Origin of the sequence: Cupriavidus sp. H18C1, assembly GCF_049311595.1 — a bacterium.
In the GTDB taxonomy this organism is placed as follows: domain Bacteria; phylum Pseudomonadota; class Gammaproteobacteria; order Burkholderiales; family Burkholderiaceae; genus Cupriavidus; species Cupriavidus cauae.
On record NZ_CP186008.1, the window covers coordinates 1,597,465 to 1,620,679 of the forward strand.

Annotated in this window: 15 protein-coding genes and 4 pseudogenes; 9 read left to right on the forward strand and 10 right to left on the reverse strand. The window is 67.8% G+C overall.

Going from position 1 to position 23,215, the window contains the following annotated elements; genetic code table 11:
- The first annotated feature begins 73 nt into the window (after window positions 1–73).
- The 7 genes and pseudogenes from OJJOAM_RS07520 to OJJOAM_RS07550 all read left to right on the forward strand — a co-directional run bounded on the left by OJJOAM_RS07520 (window position 74) and on the right by OJJOAM_RS07550 (window position 6,126).
- The gene (locus OJJOAM_RS07520; protein WP_006578238.1) at window positions 74–394 is read left to right on the forward strand and encodes a (2Fe-2S) ferredoxin domain-containing protein; all 321 of its coding nucleotides are present in this window, start codon (window positions 74–76) and stop codon (window positions 392–394) included.
- 82 nt (window positions 395–476) lie between these two features.
- The gene (locus OJJOAM_RS07525; RefSeq protein WP_149317163.1) at window positions 477–1,121 is read left to right on the forward strand and encodes an alpha/beta hydrolase; all 645 of its coding nucleotides are present in this window, start codon (window positions 477–479) and stop codon (window positions 1,119–1,121) included.
- Between the two features lie 114 nt (window positions 1,122–1,235).
- Window positions 1,236–2,442 (forward strand): annotated as a pseudogene (locus OJJOAM_RS07530) (D-alanyl-D-alanine carboxypeptidase family protein).
- Between the two features lie 23 nt (window positions 2,443–2,465).
- On the forward strand, window positions 2,466–2,756 hold the full coding sequence (locus OJJOAM_RS07535; RefSeq protein ID WP_053820987.1) for a DUF493 family protein: 291 nt from the start codon (window positions 2,466–2,468) through the stop codon (window positions 2,754–2,756).
- Between the two features lie 169 nt (window positions 2,757–2,925).
- Complete coding sequence (locus OJJOAM_RS07540; protein ID WP_422649383.1) at window positions 2,926–4,128, forward strand: class I SAM-dependent rRNA methyltransferase; 1,203 nt, start codon at window positions 2,926–2,928, stop codon at window positions 4,126–4,128.
- 470 nt (window positions 4,129–4,598) lie between these two features.
- Window positions 4,599–5,576 carry an NAD(P)H-dependent flavin oxidoreductase gene (locus tag OJJOAM_RS07545; protein ID WP_422649384.1) on the forward strand — a complete coding sequence of 326 codons (978 nt, stop codon included), beginning with the start codon at window positions 4,599–4,601 and terminating at the stop codon, window positions 5,574–5,576.
- Window positions 5,577–5,703: 127 nt separating this feature from the next.
- On the forward strand, window positions 5,704–6,126 hold the full coding sequence (locus OJJOAM_RS07550) for a YbaN family protein (protein ID WP_422649385.1): 423 nt from the start codon (window positions 5,704–5,706) through the stop codon (window positions 6,124–6,126).
- 70 nt (window positions 6,127–6,196) lie between these two features.
- Here OJJOAM_RS07550 and OJJOAM_RS07555 read toward each other — a convergent pair whose 3' ends face one another.
- From OJJOAM_RS07555 to OJJOAM_RS07585, 7 genes and pseudogenes are all read right to left on the reverse strand, one after another.
- A complete protein-coding gene (locus OJJOAM_RS07555; protein WP_422649386.1) occupies window positions 6,197–7,444 on the reverse strand; it encodes a phenylacetate--CoA ligase family protein in 1,248 nt (415 codons plus the stop codon).
- Window positions 7,445–7,568: 124 nt separating this feature from the next.
- A pseudogene (locus OJJOAM_RS07560) lies at window positions 7,569–8,383 on the reverse strand (ABC transporter ATP-binding protein).
- A 118-nt stretch (window positions 8,384–8,501) separates the two neighbouring features.
- Window positions 8,502–9,840: pseudogene (locus OJJOAM_RS07565) on the reverse strand (ABC transporter substrate-binding protein).
- Window positions 9,841–9,934: 94 nt separating this feature from the next.
- Window positions 9,935–11,011 (reverse strand): branched-chain amino acid ABC transporter permease, encoded by a 1,077-nt coding sequence (locus OJJOAM_RS07570; protein WP_422649387.1) that lies wholly within the window; start codon window positions 11,009–11,011, stop codon window positions 9,935–9,937.
- Window positions 11,012–11,047: 36 nt separating this feature from the next.
- Window positions 11,048–11,963, reverse strand: a pseudogene (locus OJJOAM_RS07575) (branched-chain amino acid ABC transporter permease).
- Between the two features lie 70 nt (window positions 11,964–12,033).
- Entirely contained in the window at window positions 12,034–12,972 is a 939-nt protein-coding gene (locus OJJOAM_RS07580; protein WP_422649388.1) for an ABC transporter ATP-binding protein, read from the reverse strand.
- Window positions 12,973–12,985: 13 nt separating this feature from the next.
- Complete coding sequence (locus tag OJJOAM_RS07585) at window positions 12,986–14,995, reverse strand: AMP-dependent synthetase/ligase (RefSeq protein ID WP_422649389.1); 2,010 nt, start codon at window positions 14,993–14,995, stop codon at window positions 12,986–12,988.
- A gap of 258 nt (window positions 14,996–15,253) precedes the next feature.
- Here OJJOAM_RS07585 and OJJOAM_RS07590 point away from each other — a divergent pair, with 258 nt between their 5' ends.
- On the forward strand, window positions 15,254–15,922 hold the full coding sequence (locus tag OJJOAM_RS07590) for a Crp/Fnr family transcriptional regulator (protein WP_006578248.1): 669 nt from the start codon (window positions 15,254–15,256) through the stop codon (window positions 15,920–15,922).
- A 25-nt stretch (window positions 15,923–15,947) separates the two neighbouring features.
- Here OJJOAM_RS07590 and OJJOAM_RS07595 read toward each other — a convergent pair whose 3' ends face one another.
- Complete coding sequence (locus OJJOAM_RS07595; RefSeq protein ID WP_422649390.1) at window positions 15,948–17,600, reverse strand: hypothetical protein; 1,653 nt, start codon at window positions 17,598–17,600, stop codon at window positions 15,948–15,950.
- A gap of 62 nt (window positions 17,601–17,662) precedes the next feature.
- Here OJJOAM_RS07595 and OJJOAM_RS07600 point away from each other — a divergent pair, with 62 nt between their 5' ends.
- Window positions 17,663–17,875: a hypothetical protein gene (locus tag OJJOAM_RS07600; RefSeq protein WP_422649391.1), complete on the forward strand. Its 213-nt coding sequence runs from the start codon at window positions 17,663–17,665 to the stop codon at window positions 17,873–17,875.
- A gap of 296 nt (window positions 17,876–18,171) precedes the next feature.
- Here OJJOAM_RS07600 and OJJOAM_RS07605 read toward each other — a convergent pair whose 3' ends face one another.
- Together OJJOAM_RS07605 and OJJOAM_RS07610 are read right to left on the reverse strand one after the other, a co-directional pair.
- Window positions 18,172–19,410: an NEL-type E3 ubiquitin ligase domain-containing protein gene (locus OJJOAM_RS07605; protein WP_422649392.1), complete on the reverse strand. Its 1,239-nt coding sequence runs from the start codon at window positions 19,408–19,410 to the stop codon at window positions 18,172–18,174.
- Window positions 19,411–20,155: 745 nt separating this feature from the next.
- Window positions 20,156–23,128: a hypothetical protein gene (locus tag OJJOAM_RS07610; protein WP_422649393.1), complete on the reverse strand. Its 2,973-nt coding sequence runs from the start codon at window positions 23,126–23,128 to the stop codon at window positions 20,156–20,158.
- Window positions 23,129–23,215: the final 87 nt, after the last annotated feature.

Sequence of the window (23,215 nt, forward strand, 5' to 3'; positions counted from 1 at the left end):
CGAGCTTCCCACCGTTCCGACCGGCGCCAAGCCGCGCGCGCGGCCCAGCCGAGCGCGCCGCGCCCTCCCACGCATGAGCAGCTACTACCAGCACCACGTCTTCTTCTGCCTGAATCAGCGCGAGCCGGGCGAAAACTGCTGCGCCAACCACAACGCCAAGGCGATGCAGGAATACGCCAAGAAGCGTTGCAAGGAGCTGGGCATCGCCGGCGGCGAGGGCCGGGTGCGGATCAACAAGGCTGGCTGCCTGAACCGCTGTGAACTCGGTCCGGTACTGGTGGTCTACCCGGAGGCCGTTTGGTACACATTCGTCGACGAGCAGGACATCGATGAAATCATCGACAGCCATCTGATCCACGGCAAGCCGGTCGAACGCCTGATGGTGGATCGCTGAGCGCCGCGCCCGCAGGCGCCTCCGCATCCATCCGCGCCCACGCCCACTTTCGTTTCGACCCCGGATTTCCGCCCTTCCTGCCATGAACGCGCATACCCAGGTACTCACCGTTGCCGGTCCCGCCGGCGCGATCGACGTCTCGGTCGACCTGCCGCAGGCCGCCCCGGTGCGCGGCCTCGCGCTGGTCGGCCATCCGCATCCGCTGTTCGGCGGCACCAAGGACAACAAGGTCGCGCAGACGCTGGCGCGCGCCTTCGTGCAGCTGGGCTACGCCACCGTGCGGCCGAATTTCCGGGGCGTCGGCGGTACCGCTGGCGAGCACGACAACGGCCAGGGCGAGCAGGACGACCTGCTGGCGGTGATCGACTGGATGCGCCAGCAGCGCGACTGGTCCGCCGACGCGGCGACGCTGCCACTGGCGCTGGCCGGCTTCTCGTTCGGCAGCTTCGTCGTCAGCCATGTGGCGCGGCGCCTGGCCGAGGCCGGCACGCCCGCCGAGCGGCTGGCGATGGTCGGCACCGCGGCCTCGCGCTGGCAGGTCGCGCCGGTGCCGGCCGATACCATCGTGATCCACGGCGAGCAGGACGAGACCGTGCCGCTCGCCAGCGTGCTCGACTGGGCGCGGCCGCAGGAACTGCCGGTCACGGTGATTCCCGGCGCCGACCATTTCTTCCATCGCAAGCTGCATCTGATCAAGCAGCTCGTCGTCAATGCGTGGCAGCGCTGAGCCCGGGCATTGAGCGGGCGGCCATGGCAATCCGTGGCCGCCGTTCCTTGCCCTGCCGCCACGCCCGCGTGGCGGCGCGACGCTGCCCTTTCTCTCTTGTCGGAACCTGAAAACATGTTCAATCAAGCTTCGCCGCTGTTCTCCCACCGCATCGCCCACACCCTGCTGGCCAGCGCCGCCGTGCTCGCGCTTGCCAGTGCACCGCTGACGGTGCGCGCGCAGGCCGTGCCGATGCCGCAGGTGGCGGCCAAGGCGTGGATGCTCTACGACGTCACCAGCGGCCAGGCGCTCGGCTCGCAGAATGCCGACGCCCGCATCGAGCCGGCTTCGCTGACCAAGATCATGACCGCCTACCTGGCCTTCCAGGCGCTGAAGGAAAAACGCCTGACGCTGGACCAGGCCGTGGTGCCGACCAATCTGGTGCTGAAGGTCAAGAGCGACGAGTCGCGCATGTTCATCGAGCCGAACAAGCCGGTCACGGTGCAGGACCTGCTGATGGGCCTGATCGTGCAGTCGGGCAACGATGCCGCGCTGGCGCTGGCCGAGGCGGTCGGCGGCTCGGAGGAAGGCTTCGTCGCGATGATGAATCGCGAGGCCCAGCGCATGGGCATGAAGAGCACCCATTTCACGAATACCGACGGCATTCCCGACCCGAACCACTACACCACCGCGGCGGACCTGGCGATCCTGACCACGCGCCTGATCCAGGACTTCCCCCGAGTACTACGGCATGTACTCGCAAAAGGAGTTCACCTATAACAAGATCAAGCAGCCCAACCGCAACCGCCTGCTGTACATCGATTCGACCGTGGACGGCGTCAAGACCGGCCACACCCGGTCGGCGGGCTACTGCCTGATTTCCTCGGCCAAGCGCCCACTGGCCAACGTGCCGAACGGCTCGCGCCGCCTGATCTCGATCGTGATCGGCACCACCAGCGAACAGGTCCGCACGCAGGAAAGCCTGAAGGTGCTGAACTACGGCTTCCAGTTCTTCGACACGCTGCGCCTCTACGACAAGGGCCAGGTGCTGGCCACGCCGGACATCTACAAGGGCAGCAACGACACCATCAAGATCGGCGTCCGCGACGAGACCTACGTGACCGTGCCCAAGGGCACCGCGGGCCGTCTGAAGCCGGTGCTGGAGCGCCAGGAGCTGCTGGTGGCGCCGATCACGGCCGGCCAGCAGGTCGGCACCGTCAAGCTGATGGACGGCACCACCAAGGTGGCCGAGTTCCCGGTGGTCGCGCTGGAGGAGGTGCAGGAAGCCGGCTTCTTCGGCCGCATCTGGGACACCATCCGGCTGTGGTTCAAGCGCAAGTAACACGCAACAAGGAGGCCGCCGCCATGAGCGCCGACAACACCGACAACGGGCGCGACCAGCCTTCGCTGATCGAATACCCGAGCGATTTCCCCATCAAGGTGATGGGCGCGATGCAGGACGGCTTCGCCGAGGCCATCGTCACGCTGGTGCAGGAATTCGACCCGGGCTTTCATGCCGGCAAGATGGAGATGCGCCCCTCGCGCAACGGCAACTACCTGGGCCTGACCGTGACGGTCTGGGTCACCAGCCGTGAGCAGCTGGACGACCTGTATCGCGCGCTGACCGCGCATCCGATGGTCAAGGTGGTGCTGTAACGCGACGATGACGCCGGCTTCGGCCGGCGGTGCCTGTCCCTTTCCACCGCGCCGCTCTTACCGTGCCGCTTTACCGTTCCCTCCAGGCCCTGTCCCGCAGGCCGGAGAGGAAAGCGAACCGCGCGGTGAACCAGAAGGCCGCCGCTGCGCGGCCTCCCTTCCCTGAATCATGAATACCCTGACCCTGAAGCCCGGCAAGGAAAAGTCCCTGCTGCGCCGCCATCCCTGGATCTATGCGACCGGCATCGACCGCGTCGAGGGCCGTGCCGAGCCCGGCGCCACCATCACGGTGCGCGCCGCCGACGGCCGCTTCCTCGCCAAGGCGGCCTACAGCCCGCACTCGCAGATCCGCGCGCGCGTCTGGACCTTCGACGAGAACGAGCCGGTCGACCATGCGCTGATCAAGCGCCGGGTCGCCACCGCGGTGGCGCATCGCCGCCAATGGGTCAGCGACAGCGACGCGGTGCGGCTCGTGTTCGGCGAGGCCGACCGGCTGCCCGGGCTGGTGGTCGATTACTACGGCGCCGGCCGCGGCGCCGAGCACGCGCAGCTGGTCTGCCAGTTCAACGCCGCCGGCGTCGAGCAGTGGAAGGACGCGATCGTGCAGGCGCTGATCCGGGAGACCGGCTGCCCCAACGTCTACGAGCGCTCCGACGCCGCGGTGCGCGAGCGCGAGGGGCTGGCGCTGGTGACGGGCGTGCTGGCCGGCGCCGAGCCCGACCCCGAGCTGTCGGTCACCGAACACGGCGTGCGCTACTACGTCGACGTGCGCAACGGCCACAAGACCGGCTTCTATGTCGACCAGCGCGACAACCGCAAGCTGGTCGGCGACCTCGCCGAAGGGCGCGAGGTGCTGAACTGCTTCTGCTACACCGGCGGCTTCTCGCTGGCGGCGCTGCGCGGCGGTGCGGCCTCGGTGGTGTCGATCGATTCGTCGGGCGAGGCGCTGAAGATCGCCGAGGGCAATGTCGCGCTGAACGGCTTCGATGCGGACCGCGCCAGCTGGCTCGACGCGGACGTGTTCAAGTCGCTGCGCCAGTTCCGCGCCGAGGGCCGGCAGTTCGACCTGATCGTGCTGGACCCGCCGAAGTTCGCGCCGTCGGCCCAGCATATCGACCGCGCCGCGCGCGCCTACAAGGAAATCAATCTGGTCGGCATGCAGCTGCTGCGCCCCGGCGGGCTGCTGTTCACCTACTCGTGCTCGGGCGCGATCGGCATGGAGCTGTTCCACAAGATCGTGGCCGGCGCCGCCACCGACGCGCGCGTCGATGCGCGCATCCTGCGGCGCCTGTCGGCCGGCACCGACCATCCGATGCTGGCGGCCTTCCCCGAGGGCGAATATCTGAAGGGGCTGCTGCTGCAGCGCGTGTAAGCACGGATGGACGCAATGGGCACGCATGGGCACGCATGCGCCGCGCAGGCGCTGCGCAGGAACGCATGGGACCGCGTCCAAGCGCATAGGAGCGCGCCGCGTTGGGCGTGCCGCCGGCCGCTTCATCGAGACGTCACCGCCTCGTCCCCGGATCGTCATATTGCCCCTCTACCATGCCGTTGACGGCTTCGGCATTGGCAGGTGCCCGCCGTCGATGTATCAGTCTTCGTGGTAATTGCCCCGCCCCGGACGCGGGGCTTTTTTTGCCTCGCGTTTTCCGCAAGGGCGGCGATGGGAGGGCCGGGCCGGATTCGGCTAGATTGGTGGGGCTGGATCGGGATGGGACTTCGGCTAGATCCGCGCTTCTAACGCCGCGATAACGCCCGCGCAAAGGAAGTCCCTATAATCGAACGATCGTTCAGAACATCGATGCCACGCCGCGCCATCGCATCCGTGGTCAAGGAGACACCATGCCCGCCGCCAAACATATCCCTGCCGCCCTGCAGAACCTGACGCTGCCCGTGATCGCGTCGCCGATGTTCATCGTCAGCTATCCGGAACTGGTGCTGGCGCAGTGCAAGGCCGGTATCGTCGGCTCGTTCCCGGCGCTGAACGCGCGCCCGGCCGAGCTGCTCGACGAATGGCTGACGCAGATGCAACAGGAGCTGGCGGCCTTTCGCGCCGCCGATCCCGATGCCACGATCGGCCCGATCGCGGTCAACCAGATCGTGCACGCGTCGAACGCGCGGCTGGAGCAGGACGTGCGCGTCTGCGTCGAGCACAAGGTGCCGATCTTCATCACCTCGCTGCGCGCGCCGGTCAAGGAGATGATCGACGCGGTGCACAGCTATGGCGGCATCGTGCTGCACGATGTGATCAACCTGCGCCATGCCGAAAAGGCGATCGAGGCCGGCGTCGACGGCCTGATCCTGGTCGCCGCGGGCGCCGGCGGCCATGCCGGCACGCTGTCGCCGTTCGCGCTGGTCGGCGAGGTGCGCCGCGTCTTCGACGGTCCGATCGCGCTGTCGGGCTCGATCGCGACCGGCGACGCGGTACTGGCGGCGCAGGCGATGGGCGCGGACTTCGCCTATGTCGGCACGCGCTTCATCGCTTCGCAGGAAGCGCACGCCAGCGAAGCCTACAAGCGCTCGATCACCGATGCGGCGGCCGCCGACATCGTCTACACGAACCTGTTCACCGGCGTGCACGGCAACTACATCCGCGAGAGCATCCTCAATTCGGGCCTCGATCCGGAGAACCTGCCGCAGGCCGACAAGAGCAAGATGGACTTCTCCAGCGGCAGCTCCAAGGCCAAGGCGTGGAAGGACATCTGGGGCGCGGGCCAGGGCGTCGGGCAGATCGACGCGATCCAGTCGGCCGGCGAGATTGTCGCGCGCATGAAGGCCGAGTACGATGCGGCCAAGGCGCGCCTGTGCGCCGTCAACTGACCGCGGCAGCCGCTGCAGTAGCCGCAGTAGCCGCCGCGCTCCCCCGCTGCAGACCGCTGGAGATTCCCCGCTGGATAAACCCCCTGTCGTCATTGCCGAGGTCCGGCGCAGCCGCCGCGAACGCCTGGTGCGCGCGGCCTGGGCCACGCTCGGCATCGTCTGCATGATGCTGGCGGTGCTCGGCGTCTTCCTGCCCGTGCTGCCGGCCACCCCCTTCGTGCTGCTGGCGGCGGCCTGCTTCGCGCGCGGCTCCGAACGCTTCCATGACTGGCTGATGCGCCATCCCCGGCTCGGGCCGATCGTGCACGACTGGCAGCGCCACCGCAGCATCCCGCTGCGCGCCAAGATCCTCGCGATCGCGATGATGTGGATCTCGCTGCCGACCACCGCCTGGCTGCTGCGCGAGCGGCCCGCGCTGTCGATCGCGCTGCTGGTGCTGGGCGCGGTGGCGACGGCCTATCTGCTGTACCTGCCGACACGGCCGCGCGGCGGCTATGGGCCGGCCTCGGCCGCGTCGCCGAACGAGCCCGAGCCGCCGCGGCGGCGCTGAACGCGCTCGGTCATGAACGCCCTCGGTCGTGAACGCGCTCCGTCGTGAACGCGCTCGGTCATGAACCCCCTCAGTCGTAGCTGCGCGCGTCCTCGATGACCTTGCCGTCCTGCGGCAACGAACCGGCCGGCACGAACCGGACCTCGCCCTTGAGCCGCATCACGTCGCGCATCGACACGACAATCGCATCGGCCAGCCCCGCATCCTGCCGCGTGGCGTCGCAATGCAGCGTCATCACGTCGGCGCCCGGCGCGCCCGTCACGATCAGGCGCGCCGCGCGCAGCTCGGGATGGCGGCGCATCACCTCGCCGATCTGGCCCGGATGGACGAACATCCCCTTGACCTTGGTGGTCTGGTCGGCGCGGCCCAGCCAGCCGCGCAGCCGGATATTGGTGCGCCCGCAGGGGCTCGGCGTCGACGACGAGCCCGGCACGACCGCGGACAGGTCGCCGGTGCCGAAGCGGATCAGCGGATAGTCCTCGTTGCCCAGCACCGTGACCACCACCTCGCCGACCTCGCCCTCCGGCATCGGCCGCGTGCCGCCCGGTTCGACGATCTCGACCAGCACGCCCTCGTCGACCACCCAGCCGTCGGCGCCCTCGCTCTCATAGGCGATCAGCCCGACATCGGCGGTGCCGTACATCTGGTGCACCTTGATGCCGCGCTCGACGAACCAGGCGCGCAGCGAAGGCGGCAGCGCCTCGCCCGAGACCAGCGCCTTGGCGAGGCTGCACGGCTGGCCCAGCTCGGCGCCGCGCTCGAGCAGGATCTTCAGGAAGGACGGCGTGCCGGCGTAGGCGGCCGGCCGCAGCATCGACAGCGCCTGCACCTGCGATTCGGTCTGGCCGACGCCGGCCGGAAACACGCAGCAGCCCAGCCGGTGCGCGCCGGTTTCCATCATCATGCCGGCCGGCGTGAAGTGATAGGAGAAGGTGTTGTAGACCAGCTCGCCGCGGCGAAAGCCCGCCGCGTACATCGCGCGCGCGGTGCGCCACCAGTCCGGCCCGTGGCCGTCGGGCTCGTGCAGCGGCCCGGGCGATTGGAAGATATGGCGCAGCGCGCCCAGCGGCGTCGCGTTCAGCCCGCCGAGCGGGGCACTGGCCTGCTGCAGCGTGCTCAGCTGCGCCTTGCGCGTGACCGGCAGCGCGGCCAGCGCCTCGCGCGAGGTCAGCGCCTGCGGATCGACATCGCGCAGCGCCTCGGCGAAGTAAGGCGCATGCGTCCTGGCATGGGCGACCTGGCGCGACAGCGCGGCCAGCAGGGCCTGTTCGCGCGCGGCGGGGTCGCGCGTCTCGAGAGCGTCGAAGTATTCGGACATGGTGACGGATGTCGGTAAGGATGGATGCCGGGCGATACCGGATACGGCGGCGGCCGGGTAGGGCAAGTTGTCGGCGCCGATCGCCGCGCGGGCCGGCCGGTCCGCGCGCTGGTCCGTGCGCCGCTCAGGCCAGCCAGCGTTTGCGCCGGCGGTAGCTCTTGACGTCGCGGAACGACTTGCGGCCGCCGCCGTCGGCATCGTTGGCGGCCACGCCGAGGTAGAACTCCTTGACGTCCTCGTTGGTGCGCAGCGACTCGGCGGCGCCATCCATCACCACGCGGCCGTTCTCCAGGATGTAGCCGTAGTCGGCATAGCGCAGCGCGACCATCGTGTTCTGCTCGGCCAGCAGGAAGCTGACGCGCTCGCGCTGGTTCAGGTCGCGCACGATCTCGAAGATCTCCTCGACGATCTGCGGCGCCAGGCCCATCGACGGTTCGTCGAGCAGCACCATGTTGGGCTTGGCCATCATGGCCCGGCCGATCGCACACATCTGCTGCTCGCCGCCGGAGGTATAGCCGGCCTGCGACTTGCGCCGGGTCTTCAGGCGCGGGAAGTAGGTGTAGATCTTGTCGAGCTCGTCGCGCGTCTCGCCGCGCGAGAGCCCGCGCGTATAGGCGCCGGTCAGCAGGTTTTCCTCGATGGTCAGGTGGGCGAAGCAGTGGCGGCCCTCCATCACCTGGATCACGCCGCGCTTGACCAGATCGTTCGGCGTCAGCTGGTCGACGCGCGCACCACGGTATTCGATCGAGCCCTTGGTCACGTCGCCGCGCTCGGCGCGCAGCAGGTTCGAGATCGCCTTCAGCGTGGTGGTCTTGCCCGCTCCGTTGGCCCCCAGCAGCGCCACGATGCTGCCCTCGGGCACGTCGAGAGACACGCCTTGAGCACCAGGATCACGTGGTCGTAGATCACTTCGATGTTGTTGATGGACAGCAGGGTCATGGTGGACCTCGATAGGGATAGCGGGGCGCGGTGGTGTTCTCCCTCTCCGGTCCGGGGGGAAAGCGGGGGAGAGGTCGGGGGAGAGGGAGAACGCCTTACGCAAGCTTCAAGATGCGCATCACGACTTGGCGCAAGCCGGCGTGATGCCCTTCTCCTTCGCGTACTGCGCCGCGTTGGCCTTGAACAGCGGGTGGATCAGGCTCTTGTTGCCCTCGATCCAGTCCGACACCACGGTCCACTTGGCGCCGTCCCATTGCTGGATCTTGACCTTGCCCGAACCCTCGTGGTTTTCGCAGCTGGTCTTGATCTCCGGCAGCAGGCCGGTGGCGCCGAGCTGCTGCAGCCGCGCGTTGGTCAGGTTCAGGTTCTCGAAGGCCCAGCGCATCTGCTCGCCGCTCATCGGCTTGCCCTTGCCGAACTTGTTCTGCGCCACGCGGATCGCCTCGACCGTGACCACCGCCGCCGACACGCCGCGGTTGTACAGCACCGAGCCGATCTTGTTGCGGTCCTGCATATTGCCCTTGCCGCCGCCGTAGACCACCTTCTCGATGTCGGCGATCAGCGGCACGCCCTTGCCGGCCACGTTCCAGGTCGCGCTCATGTAGCCCTTGGCGGCGTCGCCCGCCGGCACGGTGTCCTCCTCGGAGCCGGCCCACCACGAGCCGATCATCTTGTCGCGCGGATAGCCGACCTTCTGCGCGGCCTTCAGCGCGGTCTGGTTCATCACGCCCCAGCCCCAGAAGATCACGTAGTCGGGCCGCTCCTGGCGGATGCGCAGCCATTGCGCGCCCTGCTCGTTGCCGGGATGCGCGACCGGGATCTCGATCAGGTCGAACTTGTTCAGTTTGGCCTCGGCCTGCAGCGCGACGATGGGCTCCTTGCCGTAGGCCGAGTCGTGGTACAGGTAGACGATCTTCTTGCCGGCCAGCGAACCGCCGCTCTTGCCCGCCAGGTACTTGACGATCGCCGACACCTGCATCTGGTAGGTGGTCACCAGCGGGAAGGCGTAGGGGGAACACCGAGCCGTCCACCGCGTCGGTGCGGCCATAGCCCATCATCACCAGCGGCACCTTGTCGGCCGCCGTCTTGTCGACCAGCGCGTACGAGATGCCGGTCGACATCGAATGGTAGGCGGTGCCCCTGGTGGTCGGGTTCTTGCCCTTCAGGCGCTCGTAGCACTCGACGCCCTTGGCGTTGTTGTACTCGGTCTCGCACTCTTCCCAGCTGAGCTTGACGCCGTTGACCCCGCCCTCCTTCAGGTTGACGTAGTTCAGATAGTCGATAAAGCCGCCGTACCAGGACTGCCCGTTGGCGCCATACGGCCCGACCCGGTAGCTGGGCAGCGCGATGAACTGCTCGCCGCTCTGGGCCTGCGCCGGCAGCGCCGGCACCAGCAGCGCGGCGGCCGCGCCGACTGCCAGCGCGACGCGCTGGGCATTGCGAATCAGGTTGCTCATCACTGTCTCCTTCACCTTGGCAGGTGCATTGTTATGGCGTTGTTGTCCAACGACCCGTTTGCATGACATCGGCGCGTGCCCCGTCGACACGGCGTCAATGCGGGAACGGCCACAGCCGCAGCTTCTCCTTGCCGATCTGCCAAAGCCGAGCCAGGCCGTGCGGCTCGACGATCAGGAAGAAGATGATCAGGCCGCCGAACACCATCATCTGGATGTGCGACACCGTCGCGTTGGTGAACGGCAGGTGCAGCAGCGCGGCCAGCGGCGGCAGCATGTTGTCGAGCAGGATCGGCAGCAGCAGGATGAACGCGGCACCGAGGAAGGAGCCGAGGATGCTGCCGACCCCGCCGATGATGATCATGAACAGCACGCGGAACGACAGGTCCAACGAGAAGCCGTCCGGCTCGACCGAGCCCAGGTAGCAGAACGCATACAGCGCGCCGGCCACGCCGCAGTAGAACGAGCTGACGGCAAACGCCAGCAGCTTGGTGCGCATCAGCGGAATGCCGATCACCTCGGCGGCCACGTCCATGTCGCGCACCGACATCCACGCGCGTCCGGTCGACGAGCGCACCAGGTTCTTGGCGACCAGCGCCAGCACTGTGACGATCGCCAGCACGAACAGGTACTTGCGCATCGGCGTGTCGATCGGCAGGCCGAACAGGTTCAGCTGCTGCGCGGTGATCACGCCCGACGAGCTGTTGTTCGAGAACCAGGGGAACTTGGTCAGCGCCCACACCACGAAGAACTGCGCCGCCAGCGTCGCCACCGCGAGGTAGAAGCCCTTGATCCGCAGCGAGGGCAGGCCGAAGGCGACGCCGACCACCGCGGCCGACAGCCCGGCCAGCACGAAGGTCAGCAGCACCGGCAGCCCCTCGATGCGCAGCTGGAAGTTGTAGGCCGCGTAGGCGCCCACCGCCATGAAGGCCGCGGTGCCCAGCGACAGCTGGCCCGCGTAGCCGGTCAGGATATTGAGCCCGAGCGCGGCGAGCGAGAAGATCAGGAACGGGATCAGGATCGCCGAGAACCAGTACTCGCTGCCGATCAGCGGCACGCCGACGAAGGCGAGCGCGAGCAGCACGGCGAAGCCGATGCGGTCCTGCCGGATCGGAAAGATCTGGCTGTCGGCGACATAGTCGGTCTTGAACTGGCCGGCTTCACGATAGAACATGGGCGACTCCTTGGCGTCGTGCCACCTGACGGACCGTCACACGCGGTCGATATGTTTTTCGCCGAACAGCCCCTCTGGCCGCACCAGCAGGAACAGCAGCGCGAACACATAGGGGGAACCAGCCTTCGATGCCGCCGAAGTTGCCGCCGAACATCGACTGGAACACCGGCGGGATATAGATCTCGGCCAGCTTCTCCGAGGCGCCGATGATCAGTCCGCCGACGATCGCGCCCGGCACCGAGGTGAAGCCGCCGAGGATCAGCACCGGCAGCGCCTTCAGCGCGGTCAGCGTCAGCGCGAACTGCACGCCGTTGCGCGAGCCCCACAGCATGCCCGCCACCAGCGCGACGAAGCCGGCCACGCCCCAGACGATCGCCCAGATATGCTGCAGCGGAATGCCCAGCGACAGCGCGGCCTGGTGGTCGTCGGCGACCGCGCGCAGCGCGCGGCCGACCTTCGTGTATTGGAAGAACAGCGCCAGCGTGGCGACCAGCACGCCGGCGATCGCCGCCGCGGCCAGGTCGAACTTCGAGATCACGATATTGAAGCGGGTCAGGATCGCCTCGATCGGCTCGTCGACGATGCCCAGCTGGATCGGCCGCACCTCGTTGCCGAACAGCAGCGGCCCCAGCCCTTCGAGGAAGAACGACAGGCCGATGGTCGCCATGAACAGCGTGATCGGCGGCTGGTTGACCAGCTTGCGCAGCACGAAGCGTTCGGTGCCGATGCCCACCAGCGTCATCACGAAGAAGGCGCCGATCACCGCCGCCCACATCGGCATGCCCTTGTCCATCAGGCCCACCACGGCGAGCGCGGCGAAATAGACCATCGCGCCCTGCGCGAAGTTGAACACGCCGGAGGCCTTGTAGATCAGCACGAAGCCGAGCGCCACCAGCGAGTACATCAGCCCGGACAGCAGTCCGCCGAGCAGGATTTCGAAGAAGAAGGTCATCGGCGTGGCCTCGGTGAAGGACGGGAGTCAGCGTTGCGCAAGCGAGCGGGTGGGCGAGCGGGCGGGCCGTTCAGTGCGACGCGCCCAGGTAGGCGCGGATCACCTCGGGGTTGGACTTGACCTGCTCGGGCGTGCCGTCGCCGATCTTCTTGCCGTAGTCGAGCACCACCACGCGGTCGGAGATGTCCATCACCACGCCCATGTCGTGCTCGATCAGCACGATGGTGGTGCCGAACTGCTGGTTGACGTCCAGGATGAAGCGGCACATGTCCTGCTTCTCCTCGACGTTCATGCCTGCCATCGGCTCGTCGAGCAGCAGCAGCGAGGGCTCGGCCGCCAGCGCGCGCGCCAGCTCGACGCGCTTCTGCAGGCCGTAGGGCAGGCGCCCCACCGGGGTCTTGCGGATCGACTGGATCTCCAGGAAGTCGATCACCTCCTCGACCTTGCGCCGGTGCGCGATCTCCTCGTTGCGGGCCGGTCCCCACCACAGCGCATTGGCCAGCAGGCCGGAGCGGAAGCGCGTGTTGCGTCCGGTCATGATGTTGTCGAGCACGGTCATGCCCTTGAACAGCGCGATGTTCTGGAAGGTGCGGGCGATGCCCTGGCGCGCGGCGGCGGTCGGATTCATCTTGCGCCGTTCCTCGCCGCGGAACACGATGCGTCCCTGCTGCGGGTGATAGACGCCGTTGATCACGTTCAGCATCGAACTCTTGCCGGCGCCGTTCGGGCCGATGATCGCGCGGATCTCGTGCTCGCGCACATCGAACGAGATATCGGTCAGCGCCTTGACGCCGCCGAATGCCAGCGAGATATGCTGCAGGTCGAGAATCACCTCGCCATGCCGCGTCGATGCCGCGCGCTGGCCCGGCACCGACTCCGCCGCCATCGCCACGCCGCCCTCGGCCAGCGGCTCGCCGGCGGCGCTTGTTCCCGCACCCGGCCCCGCGCCCGCCCACTCGGGCGAGCCGTCGGCCCGCCGCTCCACGCCTTGCCACGCCATCTGCGTCATCCTCCTGCCCCTGCTATGCCGCTTGCTCGGCCGGCGCGGCCGCGCCGGCCTGCGTCGCCTGCGCGGCTTGCGCCGATCCGGCCGGCGGGAAGCGCTTGGCATCCACCAGCTTCAGCGTCGCGCTGACGCTGCCTTCGCGCCCGTCCTCGAACTTGACGCGCGTCTCGATGAACTGCTCCGGGCGTCCGGCGTACAGCGCGTCGATCAGCACCCCGTACTTCTCCGCGATGAAGCCGCGGCGCACCTTGCGGGTGCGGGTCAGCTCGTCGTCGTCGGGATCGAGCTCCTTGTGCAGGATCAGGAAACGCGCGATCTGCGAGCCCGACAGCGCCGGATCCTTCGCCAGATCGGCATTGACCTGCTCCACGCATTCGGCGATCAGGTCGATCACCTGCGGCTGCGCGGCCAGGTCGATATAGCCCGCGTACGGCAGATGGCGCCGCTCGGCCCAGTTGCCGACCGCCTCGAAGTCGATGTTGACGAAGGCGCAGACGCGGTCGCGGCCGGTACCGAATGCCACCGCCTCCTTGATGTACGGGAAGAACTTGAGCTTGTTCTCGATGTACTTGGGCGCGAACATCGAGCCGTCCGCCAGCTTGCCGACGTCCTTGGCGCGATCGATGATCTTCAGATGACCGTCGGCGTCGATCACGCCGGCGTCGCCGGTCATGAAATAGCCCTCGTCGTTGATCGCCTCTCGTGTCGCGTCGTCGCGCTTGTAATACGCCTTCAGCAGGCCGACGCCGCGCACCAGCACCTCGCCGTTTTCGGCGATGCGGATCTCCATGCCGGGCGCGGCCGGGCCGACCGAGTCGAACTTGACCTGGCCGTCGGGCTGCAGGCAGACATAGGCGCAGGTCTCGGTCTGGCCGTAGAACTGCTTCAGGTTGATGCCGATCGAGCGGTAGAAGCGGAACAGGTCCGGACCGATCGCCTCGCCCGCGGTATAGGCCACGCGGATGCGGCTCATGCCGAGCACGTTGCGCAGCGGGCCGTAGACCAGCGATTCGCCCAGCGCGTAGCGCATCCGCTCGAGCAGCGGCACCGGGCGGCGATCGAGGATGTCGGCGCCGCAGCGGCGCGCCACCTCCATGGCCCAGCCGAACAGCTTGCGCTTGAGCCAGCCGGCGTCCTCCATGCGGATCATTACCTGGGTCAGCAGGCTTTCGTAGATGCGCGGCGGCGCGAAGTAGTAGGTCGGGCCGATCTCGCGCAGATCGGTCATCACGGTCTCGCGCGACTCCGGGCAGTTGACGGTGAAGCCCGCGGCCAGCGCCTGCGCGTACGAGAACAGGTTGTCGCCGACCCAGGCCATCGGCAGGTACGACAGCACGTCGTCGTCGGGGCCGAGCCGGTCGAATTCGCAGCCGTGCATCGCCGCGCCGATCAGCCCGCGGTGCGAATGGCAGACGCCCTTGGGCTTGCCGGTGGTGCCCGAGGTGTACAGGATGATCGCGGTATCGTCGGGATCGCCGGCCGCCACGGCTTCGTCGAAGAAGCCCGGATGCGCGCGGTCGTATTCGCGGCCGATCTCCTGCAGGCGCTCGTACGACATCAGCGACGGATGGCCGTAATCGCGCAGCCCGCGCGGGTCCTCGTAGATCAGATGGCGCACCGCACCACCCTGGGCGGCCACCTCTTCCTCGACCTCGAGCAGCTTGTCGACCTGCTCCTGATCCTCGACCACCGCGAACGCGATATCCGCGTCGCGCAGCACGTAGACCATCTCGCTGGCGATCGCGTCCTGGTACAGCGGCACCGGCACGCCGCCGAGCGCCTGCGCGGCGGTCATGGCCCAGTACAGCCGCGGACGGTTGTCGCCCACCACCGCCAGGTTCATGCCGCGGCCGAAGCCCAGCGCGGCCAGTCCGCAGGCCAACGCACGTACCTCTTGCGCCGCCTGCAACCAGCTGCTCGTCTGCCAGATACCGAGGTCCTTCTCGCGATAGGCCGGATGATCCGGCCGCTGCTGCGCATGCGCCAGCAGCAGTCGCGGGAAGGTCGTTGCCGACCTGTCCTGCATCGCTGTCTCCTGTCCCTCCGACGGGTGGGTTCCCGCCGGTGCCAAGCGCCGGTGCCGATCGTTATACTTGCCCCTGCTCGTCCGAAGGCCAGCAGGCCGCGGCGCGCCAGGGATATCGTGGCCGCGCCTTGGGCGCGGGTCGGTCCGTGGTGAACGTAAGATAGCCGATGCCCCTCCCCCCGGTTGTCACGTCGGTGACAATTCCGGGTTAATCCCTAGCGGAGTCCTTGCCGGACTCCCGACCGGAGCCAAGCAGGCATGCTCAACGACTTTCTCGACCGGTGCATCTGGGCCGCCGACCTCAGCGACGAACAGCGCCAGCGGGTGCGGCAGGCCATGTTCGTGCGCGAATACAACCCCGGCGACTACGTCTGCCACAAGGGCGAGATGGCCGAGCACTGGCTGGGCGTGCTGGAGGGGATCGTCAAGATCACCACGGTGTCGCCATCGGGCAAGTCGGTGACCTTCACCGGCGTGCCGACGGGCGGATGGTTCGGCGAAGGGGCCGCGCTGAAGCAGGAGATCCGCAAGTACGACGTGATGGCGCTGCGCCATTCGCGCATCGCCTTCCTGCCGCGCGAGACCTTCCAATGGCTGCTCGACACCAGCCTACCCTTCACGCGCTTTCTGCTGACCCAGCTGAACGAGCGGCTCGGCCAGTTCATTGCCGCGGTCGAATACGAGCGGCTGCTCGATATCGACTCGCGCGTGGCGCGCGCGGTGTCGTCGCTGTTCAACGAGCACCTCTATCCGGGCATCGGCACCAAGCTGGAAATTTCGCAGGAGGAGATCGGACTGCTGGCCGGCATTTCGCGCCAGCGGGCGAACCAGGCCCTGAAGGTGCTGGAACAGCAGGGCCTGGTGCGGGTCGACTATGGCGAGATCGAGGTGCTCGATCTCGAGGGACTGCGCCAGTACGGCGAATGAGGCATCGGACTCAGACCGCCACCGATCAGGTCGGCACCTTTTCGGTCGGCACCTTTTCGGTCGGCACCGTCTCGGCTGGCGCCTTCTTCTCGGCGGAGGAAGACGGCTCCGACTGCTGGTTCGGTACCTTGCCGTCGACTATCGGACGCCACTGCCGCTGATCGCCCGGCTGGATCGGCTCGGCCAGACGAAACTCGGGCACGGACGCGAATTTGCCCTCCGTGTAGACAGTGACGGGTTTACCGCAGTCGGCCTCCGTCACGTTGGCGATCCCCGGGAATACAGTCTTCAGATCCTGCCGGAGCGCGTACGCCGCGGCCTGGCGCGGCGAGACCGGATCCCGGGCCACCGGACGGGAACGCGCCGCGTCCTCTTCCGCGGTAATGACGCGGTCGGCCGAGACGTCATGTCGGCCCACCACGGCCGCGCGTGCCGACGCCCCGTCGTTAGCCCAGCGCTGGAGGTAACCGAAGGTCGTATTGCCGATCCGCAGATTGGCGGTCAGCATGAGCAACAGCCCCGCCGCCGCCGTAGCTTCGGGCTCGCCCTGGAAGCGAAAATCGCGCTGGAGCGCCAGGATGCATTCCGAGACAAGCGGGACGATCTCGTCCTGGTAGATCCGTCCCAGCGCGCTGTCGAACACCGTCTGATGCAGTGCCCTGGCATCGCTTTCGACATCCCTCGGCACCTCGGCCAGCTTGATGGTCTTCCAGGCCCACTGCGCCGTGCCGCGCTGCCCCTGCGGCACGAAGCGCAAGGCGTCGCCGTCCTCCCGCGACGCGACCGCGAGCACCTCCTCGCCGGGCTCGTCGCCGGACAGGCGCTCCAGCAGCCCCGGCTTGCGTGTGAAGTGCACCAGCCGCACGCGGTCCGGCAAGACGGCGCCCGCCACGCGATCGGTGTGCAGCTCCTGCGCCGCGGGGGCGCTCACACCGCGCTGCTGCACGACCTGGCGCACGAACGCCGCGAGGCGCTGTCCGGCGAGATAAGGCTTGACCTTCTGCTGGATCTTTTCGATCAGCCTCTCGCGTGCATCCAGCACCGTGGACAGCACGGGATCGCCCTTGTCGCGGCACACCCCATTGCGGATGGTCTCAAAGCGCTGGGCGGCGGCCGCACGGCAGGGCGCCATGGCTTCTTCGACCGCACGGGCGAGGGCCCGTTCCGTCGCGCGAGCCGGCCTCATGACGCCCTTGTTCGCCGTACAGAGCAGCAGCGGTCCGACCTCGTGGTCATCGTTGTCCCAGACGCGCGTGCTGGCGGAGTGTTTCAGCAATCGGGGGGCTTCGTCTTCGATCGTCGCGACCATGAAACGACCCATCAATTCGGCCATGTTGCGATAATCGCAGCCCTCTCTCTGGCCCTTGGCAATACGCAGCAAGCGCTCCATGTCGCGCTGGACCCGCTCCTTCCCATGCCTTTGGACACTCGGGGCGTGAAGGCGAAACTCGATGGCATCGCCCGCGCTTTTGAAGGACAGCACCAGGATGTCGCCCTCGATTCTGGTCTTGCTTCGGTCGATATGCGCCAGGGCCACCGGACCGCCCTCGGGACAGCGTATCCACGCATCGATTTCCCCAGGGTTGAGCGGCACCAGTGCTCCCAGCGAGCGTTCCGATATCGCGGGGGTTCGTCGGCCCTGCGTTGCCGCGACGGTCGGAAGGACCAGCGTCGGCATCGGCGTCAGGTGCCTCGATGCGGGGCCACAGCTCCTCGACAATGAGACTGGATTGCCCGCGCATGCCCCTGACCAGCGCCGTCGTCATGGTGGTCTCGCTGCGCAGCGCCCGCTCCATGGTGCGCGTGCTGCTGCGAAAGAACAGAAAGTCCATCAGCTCCATCATGCGCATCCGCGCCCACGACTCGTCGTTCTCGAACTCGCGCCGGATGCACAGTCGCCGTGTCTTGCCGTTCGTGGCCAGCGTCAGCGTGAAGACGTTGTCGCCGATTTGAAACTTGCCGCTCGGTTCCGATCCGTCCACGCGCGGACGGGCCCCATCACCCTCGAGGACGCGCTTCACGAAGTCGCCGGGATTGTTCCGGACCTCGTTGTAGTACTGCTCGTAGTTCGTCTTCTTCACCAATCCGATAAATGTCGCCATGACTTCCGATCCTCATAGAGTGAATGAGGCGGTCATCGTACGGATCACGCGCAGGCCACTTTTCGGAAAGCGAACGTTCCTTTTCGATGCCGTCCGCCCCGCGAAGAGGGCCGTCGTGCGGCCATCGCGTTCGGCATACGCCGTTCGTCACGCGTCCAACGCCCGGGCCGTCACGTGGGCCGTCACGTGGGCCGTCGCGGCGTGCCGGCGGACGCCTGCGATCGGATCGCCTGCCGGCAAGCCGAGGCGATAGGCGCGGAACGCTTCCCGGCATACCACGCGAAAGGTCAGTTCGTAATGGCGCGGCAAGCCCGCCGCGATCTCGTCGAAGAGTTGCGCGGGAAGCTCGCCCTTGCGCACGAGCGCGTCGGCGTTCTGCAGCATGTCCTGCAGCAGCGTATTGAGCCGATCCAGCTGCCCCGCACGCAACCGGCGGACCTGCTGCTGCCATGGCGCCCACTCCGCCATGAACGTATCGAGGCGCCGGAAATCGTGCGCCGACTCCAGCGCCAGCACTTCGTCGCGAATCGCGTGCAGGTCGTCTTCGGACAGTTGCGCCGCCTCCCACTGCCGCTCGGATATGGGACGCGTCTCGCCCGGCAGCGCGAGTTCCTCCGCCAGCAGCATCCGGCAGGCCGTCAGCCGGTCGAACGCCTGCGGCAGCGCGGGCGAGCGCCGCAACACCACCTGTCGCAGCAGATCCAGCCGGAGCAGGCCGCGCCCGAGGCCCGCGACGGTATCGACGGCGCCGCCCTGATGCCGGGCCAGCATGGCCTGCACGATGGCGATCTCCGCATCGTCCAGCGCCTGCAGCAGCGCGTCGCCGCAATCGTCCAGCGAGGCGCGTATGGCGCCGGTGCATGCCTGATGCAGGCCGGCATCCTGCGCCAGCCACGATTCCAGCCGCTCCAGCCGGTAGGCCATGATGGCGTCCCCGCGTCGCGTCAGGCCCTGGGCCGAAGCCAGGCGTTGGCCGACCTCGGCAATCAGCTCGCGCGACGCGGCCTGCCGTTGCGAGGCCGATACCGCTTGGCCAACGGTGTCTGTATCGAAGACGATCTGCGGAGCGTCGTACAGCAGCGCCGCGATCCCCCCATGCTGAACGCGGCCCGGGGCAGGCATTCTGCCGCGCAGATGAAGGCTGGGCACATTGGCATTGCGCTCATGGTGAATGGGTGCCGATGTCCCGCGCTGCATCACCATGTCGATCGAGACGAGCGACCATTCGTCGAACGGATTGCCGTGCGCAAACGTCTCGAAGCGATGGCCGCCGAAGCCGAAATCCGCCGGCAGCGACGCGATGCCGTTGTGCTCGATCCACAGCAGCGCAAGATGCGGCAGGCCGGCGACAAAATCCGGCCACGACGCCAGACGATTGTGGCTCACCGACAGTACGCGCAACTGCGTCAGCCCACCGAGCCAGCGGGGGAAGCTCGCACAGCAGATTGCGCTCGAGCCCAAGCACCCGCAGCTGCGTCAATCGCGAAATCATCGGCGGCACGGCGTCGAAGCGATTGCCGCCGAGGCGCAGCGTCCGCAGTTGCGCCAACATGCCGATCGCGGGCGGCAGGCTGGACAGCCGGAGGTCGCGCAGATCCAGCTCCGTGCCGTGCCGCTGATGACAGGCCAGTATCCGCTCGGCCGCCAGCGCGCGCCCCTCGGTCGGTCCGGTGGTCCGCCATTTGGCCAACTCCTGGTGCAGGCACTGCCGCAGCGCTTCCGGATTGCCGCTCAGCGCCCGGGTCATCCGCTCGGCATGGGAGGACAGGCATCCCTCTGCAAGACGGTGCTGGAACAGTTCTCGAATCGACGCGCCGTGGCCGATCCTCGCCACCACCGGCCCCGACTCGCCATAGGTCAGCCGATAGCGTTTCCCTTTCACGGCGAACTGCCCGGCCGCGGCATAGATCTGCTCCGCGCCGTCCCGGGTGCCCATCGCCCGCACGAAGGCGTCGACGGATGAATAGGCGGGTTGCTGCTGCTGAATCGTCATGGGACCTCCCGAAGGAACACATCGAACGACGTTGGCGACGGCAGCGGGAAAGCGGCGGCGTTACGGCGGGACGCCAGGCGGCCGAAGCCGCATGCGCCGCCGCGTCATGCGCTTCGTCGCGGCCAGACTGCATTCAGGTTAGACAAGGCGCTCGACGGTCATGGATATGCCGTTTCGATTTCCGTCATGCAGGAGTTCGGCGGGAGGACCGCCATCGGCGCCTTCGTCGATCGATGCCGGACCGAGCGTGCCAAGCGACTGGGGACGGCCGTTCGTATCGAGCACCATCACATTGAGCGCCTCGATGCCGTCCTCAAGCCACGATGGGTCCGGCTCGATGGACTCGCCGCCCAGCGCTGCCAGATACATCCAATAGGCGACCTGCTCGGGCGTCTCGGAACGGGCCAGCCGCGCACCATGGCGCGATGCGGTATCGGGCTCGCCTGCTGCGCCGGCCGAGACGGGGCGCTGCAGCGCCGGCATGTCGGCGACGATGTCCGCCTGGCTCGCCGCGCGGATATCGGCACGGGCGGGCCGATCGGCAGTCGGGCCGGCCATCGGCGGCGCGACAGCATCCGTCGGCCCGTCCTGCGGAACATCGGGGGCTTGGGCCGCGGGTTGCGAGTCTGGTTGCGCACCGGGTTGCGCACCGGGTTGCGCACCGGGTTGCGCACCGGGTTGCGCGCCGGGTTGCGCGTTGGGTTGCGTGTCGGCTCGCGCGTCCGGTTGCGCGTCCGGTTGCGCGGCGGGCTGCGCGTCGGGTCGTGCGGCAGGCTGTGCGGCGGGCTGTGCGGCGGGCTGTGCGGCCGGTTGCACGGCCCCTGGCTCCCGGTTTGCCGCCTGACCTGCAACGCGATGCCCGGGATGATGGCCGCCCGCCGAGAAATGTTCGACCTCGGCCCGGGTCCACGCGTTGAACTCGCCCAGGGTCGCCTTGCCGATCCGCATCGTATCGAGGCGCTGGCGCAGGGCAGCCTCGTCGGCGCCCAGACGCTCGTGCTCCGCATCGACTTCCGCGATCAGCGGCTGCAACGCGTCAGCCAAAGCGACGGTTGGACTCGTGGATGCCGGTCTCTCCTTGTCTTCCAGGGCATCCAGCAACACCACGACGGCGCCCCCGTCGACGCGGCCCACAGCGAGGCACAAGGCCTGCCTGGCCTGCAGGAGCGTCTCCCCGGCTCGGCGGCTTGCGTGCTGCGCCGCTTCGGCGGCTGCCACCGCCTGGTCCCGGGCGCGGGTCATCGCCAGCGTGGGCAACGCCGGCGGTGCGATGGCGGCCAGACTGGCTTCTGCGGCACGCGCATGGGCGGTCGCGCGGCCCAATACGTCTGCTGCGTCCCGTGCTTCGAGGAACGCCATGCGCTCCGCCACCGCCGCGGCGACGAATTCCGCGTGCCGGTCTTTACCGAGCATCGCGGCGACCGGTTGCAGCATGGGGTCACGCGCGAGCTGGCCGGCCAGCGTCTCACGGCGTTCGCGGCGCATCGCACGGACCGCGTCATCGACGGCCTGCCGCACGGCCGGCACCACCGCGGTGTGCATGTGGTTGTCGTAGACGGTCGCATGAAGTTGCTCATACAGCTGTGACAGACCCAGATAGGTCTTCGTCGCGGCGACATCCGCCAGGTTCGACTTGGCGATCCGGACATTGGCGCCGATACAGAAGCGCAAGGCCTCCGGGTTGGCCCGCAACATCACGGCATGGCGCTTGACCAGGTCGCCCGAGGCGGCTTGCCGAAGGTATCGCGTCTCGCCGGCATGAAGGACCTGCCTGGCGTTGGAGTCGGCGGCATGCACCCGTGCGCGCGGGTGGGTCAGATTCAGCCACAGCTTCTTCATCAACGAGACCTTCTGCTGGAAATACATCGTGACCATGCCGGGGGGACAGCCTTCCGGGCTCCCTACCGAAGCCGCGTATTTCGGTACTTGCCCCGGCACGGGCATGGCGCCGAGGTTGCCCCAGCGCTTGCCGCGGGCTTTCAACGACGCGCATTCCTCCGGGGTGGCCCCGGCCTGCCGTTCCACCCGCCGGCGGAACGCCTTCGGCGAATGGCCGGCGAGCTGCGTGCGGGCGGCCGCATGGGCCTGCTCGATCGCGATGTCCGCATACTTCTCGACGATCTGTCGCGCATTGGCGGGCCAACTGGCATCGTCATGCAGGATGCCGTCGACCCTCAGGGCGGCGCATGCGGACAGCTCGGGCAACACGCGCCGTACCGCCAGATCGATGGCCGCCGCGGACTGGTTGGCAATCGCCGTATCGGAGCGATAGATCGGGGCGTACAGATAGCCGCGTTGATCGACGTGTTGATCGCCGCGTTGATGACTTCGTTGATCGACGCACTTCAGATGAAACGCGGTCGGCGTCTCGCGAAGCAGGCGCGCCCTGGCGATGCGGGCGAGTTCGGCCGGCGCCTCCTCCTCGACGCTGGCGCGAACGAACTGCGCCATCAGCTGGCGCAGGTCGGCATAGCGGCCGAAACGCTCGGCATGGTGGCCGGCCCCGGTCGCGAGCGCGTGCAGCCGCGCGAGGGCCCGCGCACCTTGTTCGCCGCGCTGCGCGGTGAAGACCAGCTGAATCGTGTCGTCGTGGTGCCGGAAGCTCAGCACCAGCCTGTCGCCATCCAGCCTGGTGCGATGCGGGTCCAACTGGCGCAGCGCAATCGGGCTGTAGGGCGCGCGCTTGGCGCTCCAGGCGAGTATCTCCGGGGCCGGACTGGCGATGCCGAGACTCTCCAGCATCGCGGCGACCGATCCGTCCGGGCAGAGCCGGTGAAACACCGCACCGCTCTCATGCTTCAGATCCCTGGCGATCTGATCCGCGATGCCGCCGATATGGCGAAACGCCTGCTGCAGCTTGCGTTGGCCGCTGCCGCCCCACAGGTCCACGGCGCGGCATCTTGCCTTCTGCAGCCAGCACGCGCCTCGGTCATGCTGCCGGCGGACCGCAAGTTGGGTCAGCTGGCCCTCGGTGACGTACTCGAGCTTGAACGTGCCGCCGCCCTTGATGCGGAAGACACCCTGATGTCCGCCGAGCAGTTCGGCCAGCAACTTGTTGCGGTCGCCGTCCAGCTGCTCGCGCAACTGGACGGCCGTGAACTCCATGACCATGATCGTGCGACTCCAAAATTCAATCGCTCGATCATATGAACCAAAAGCAAATCCAGCTTTCCTAAAACACTCGCCGCTTATGTATTC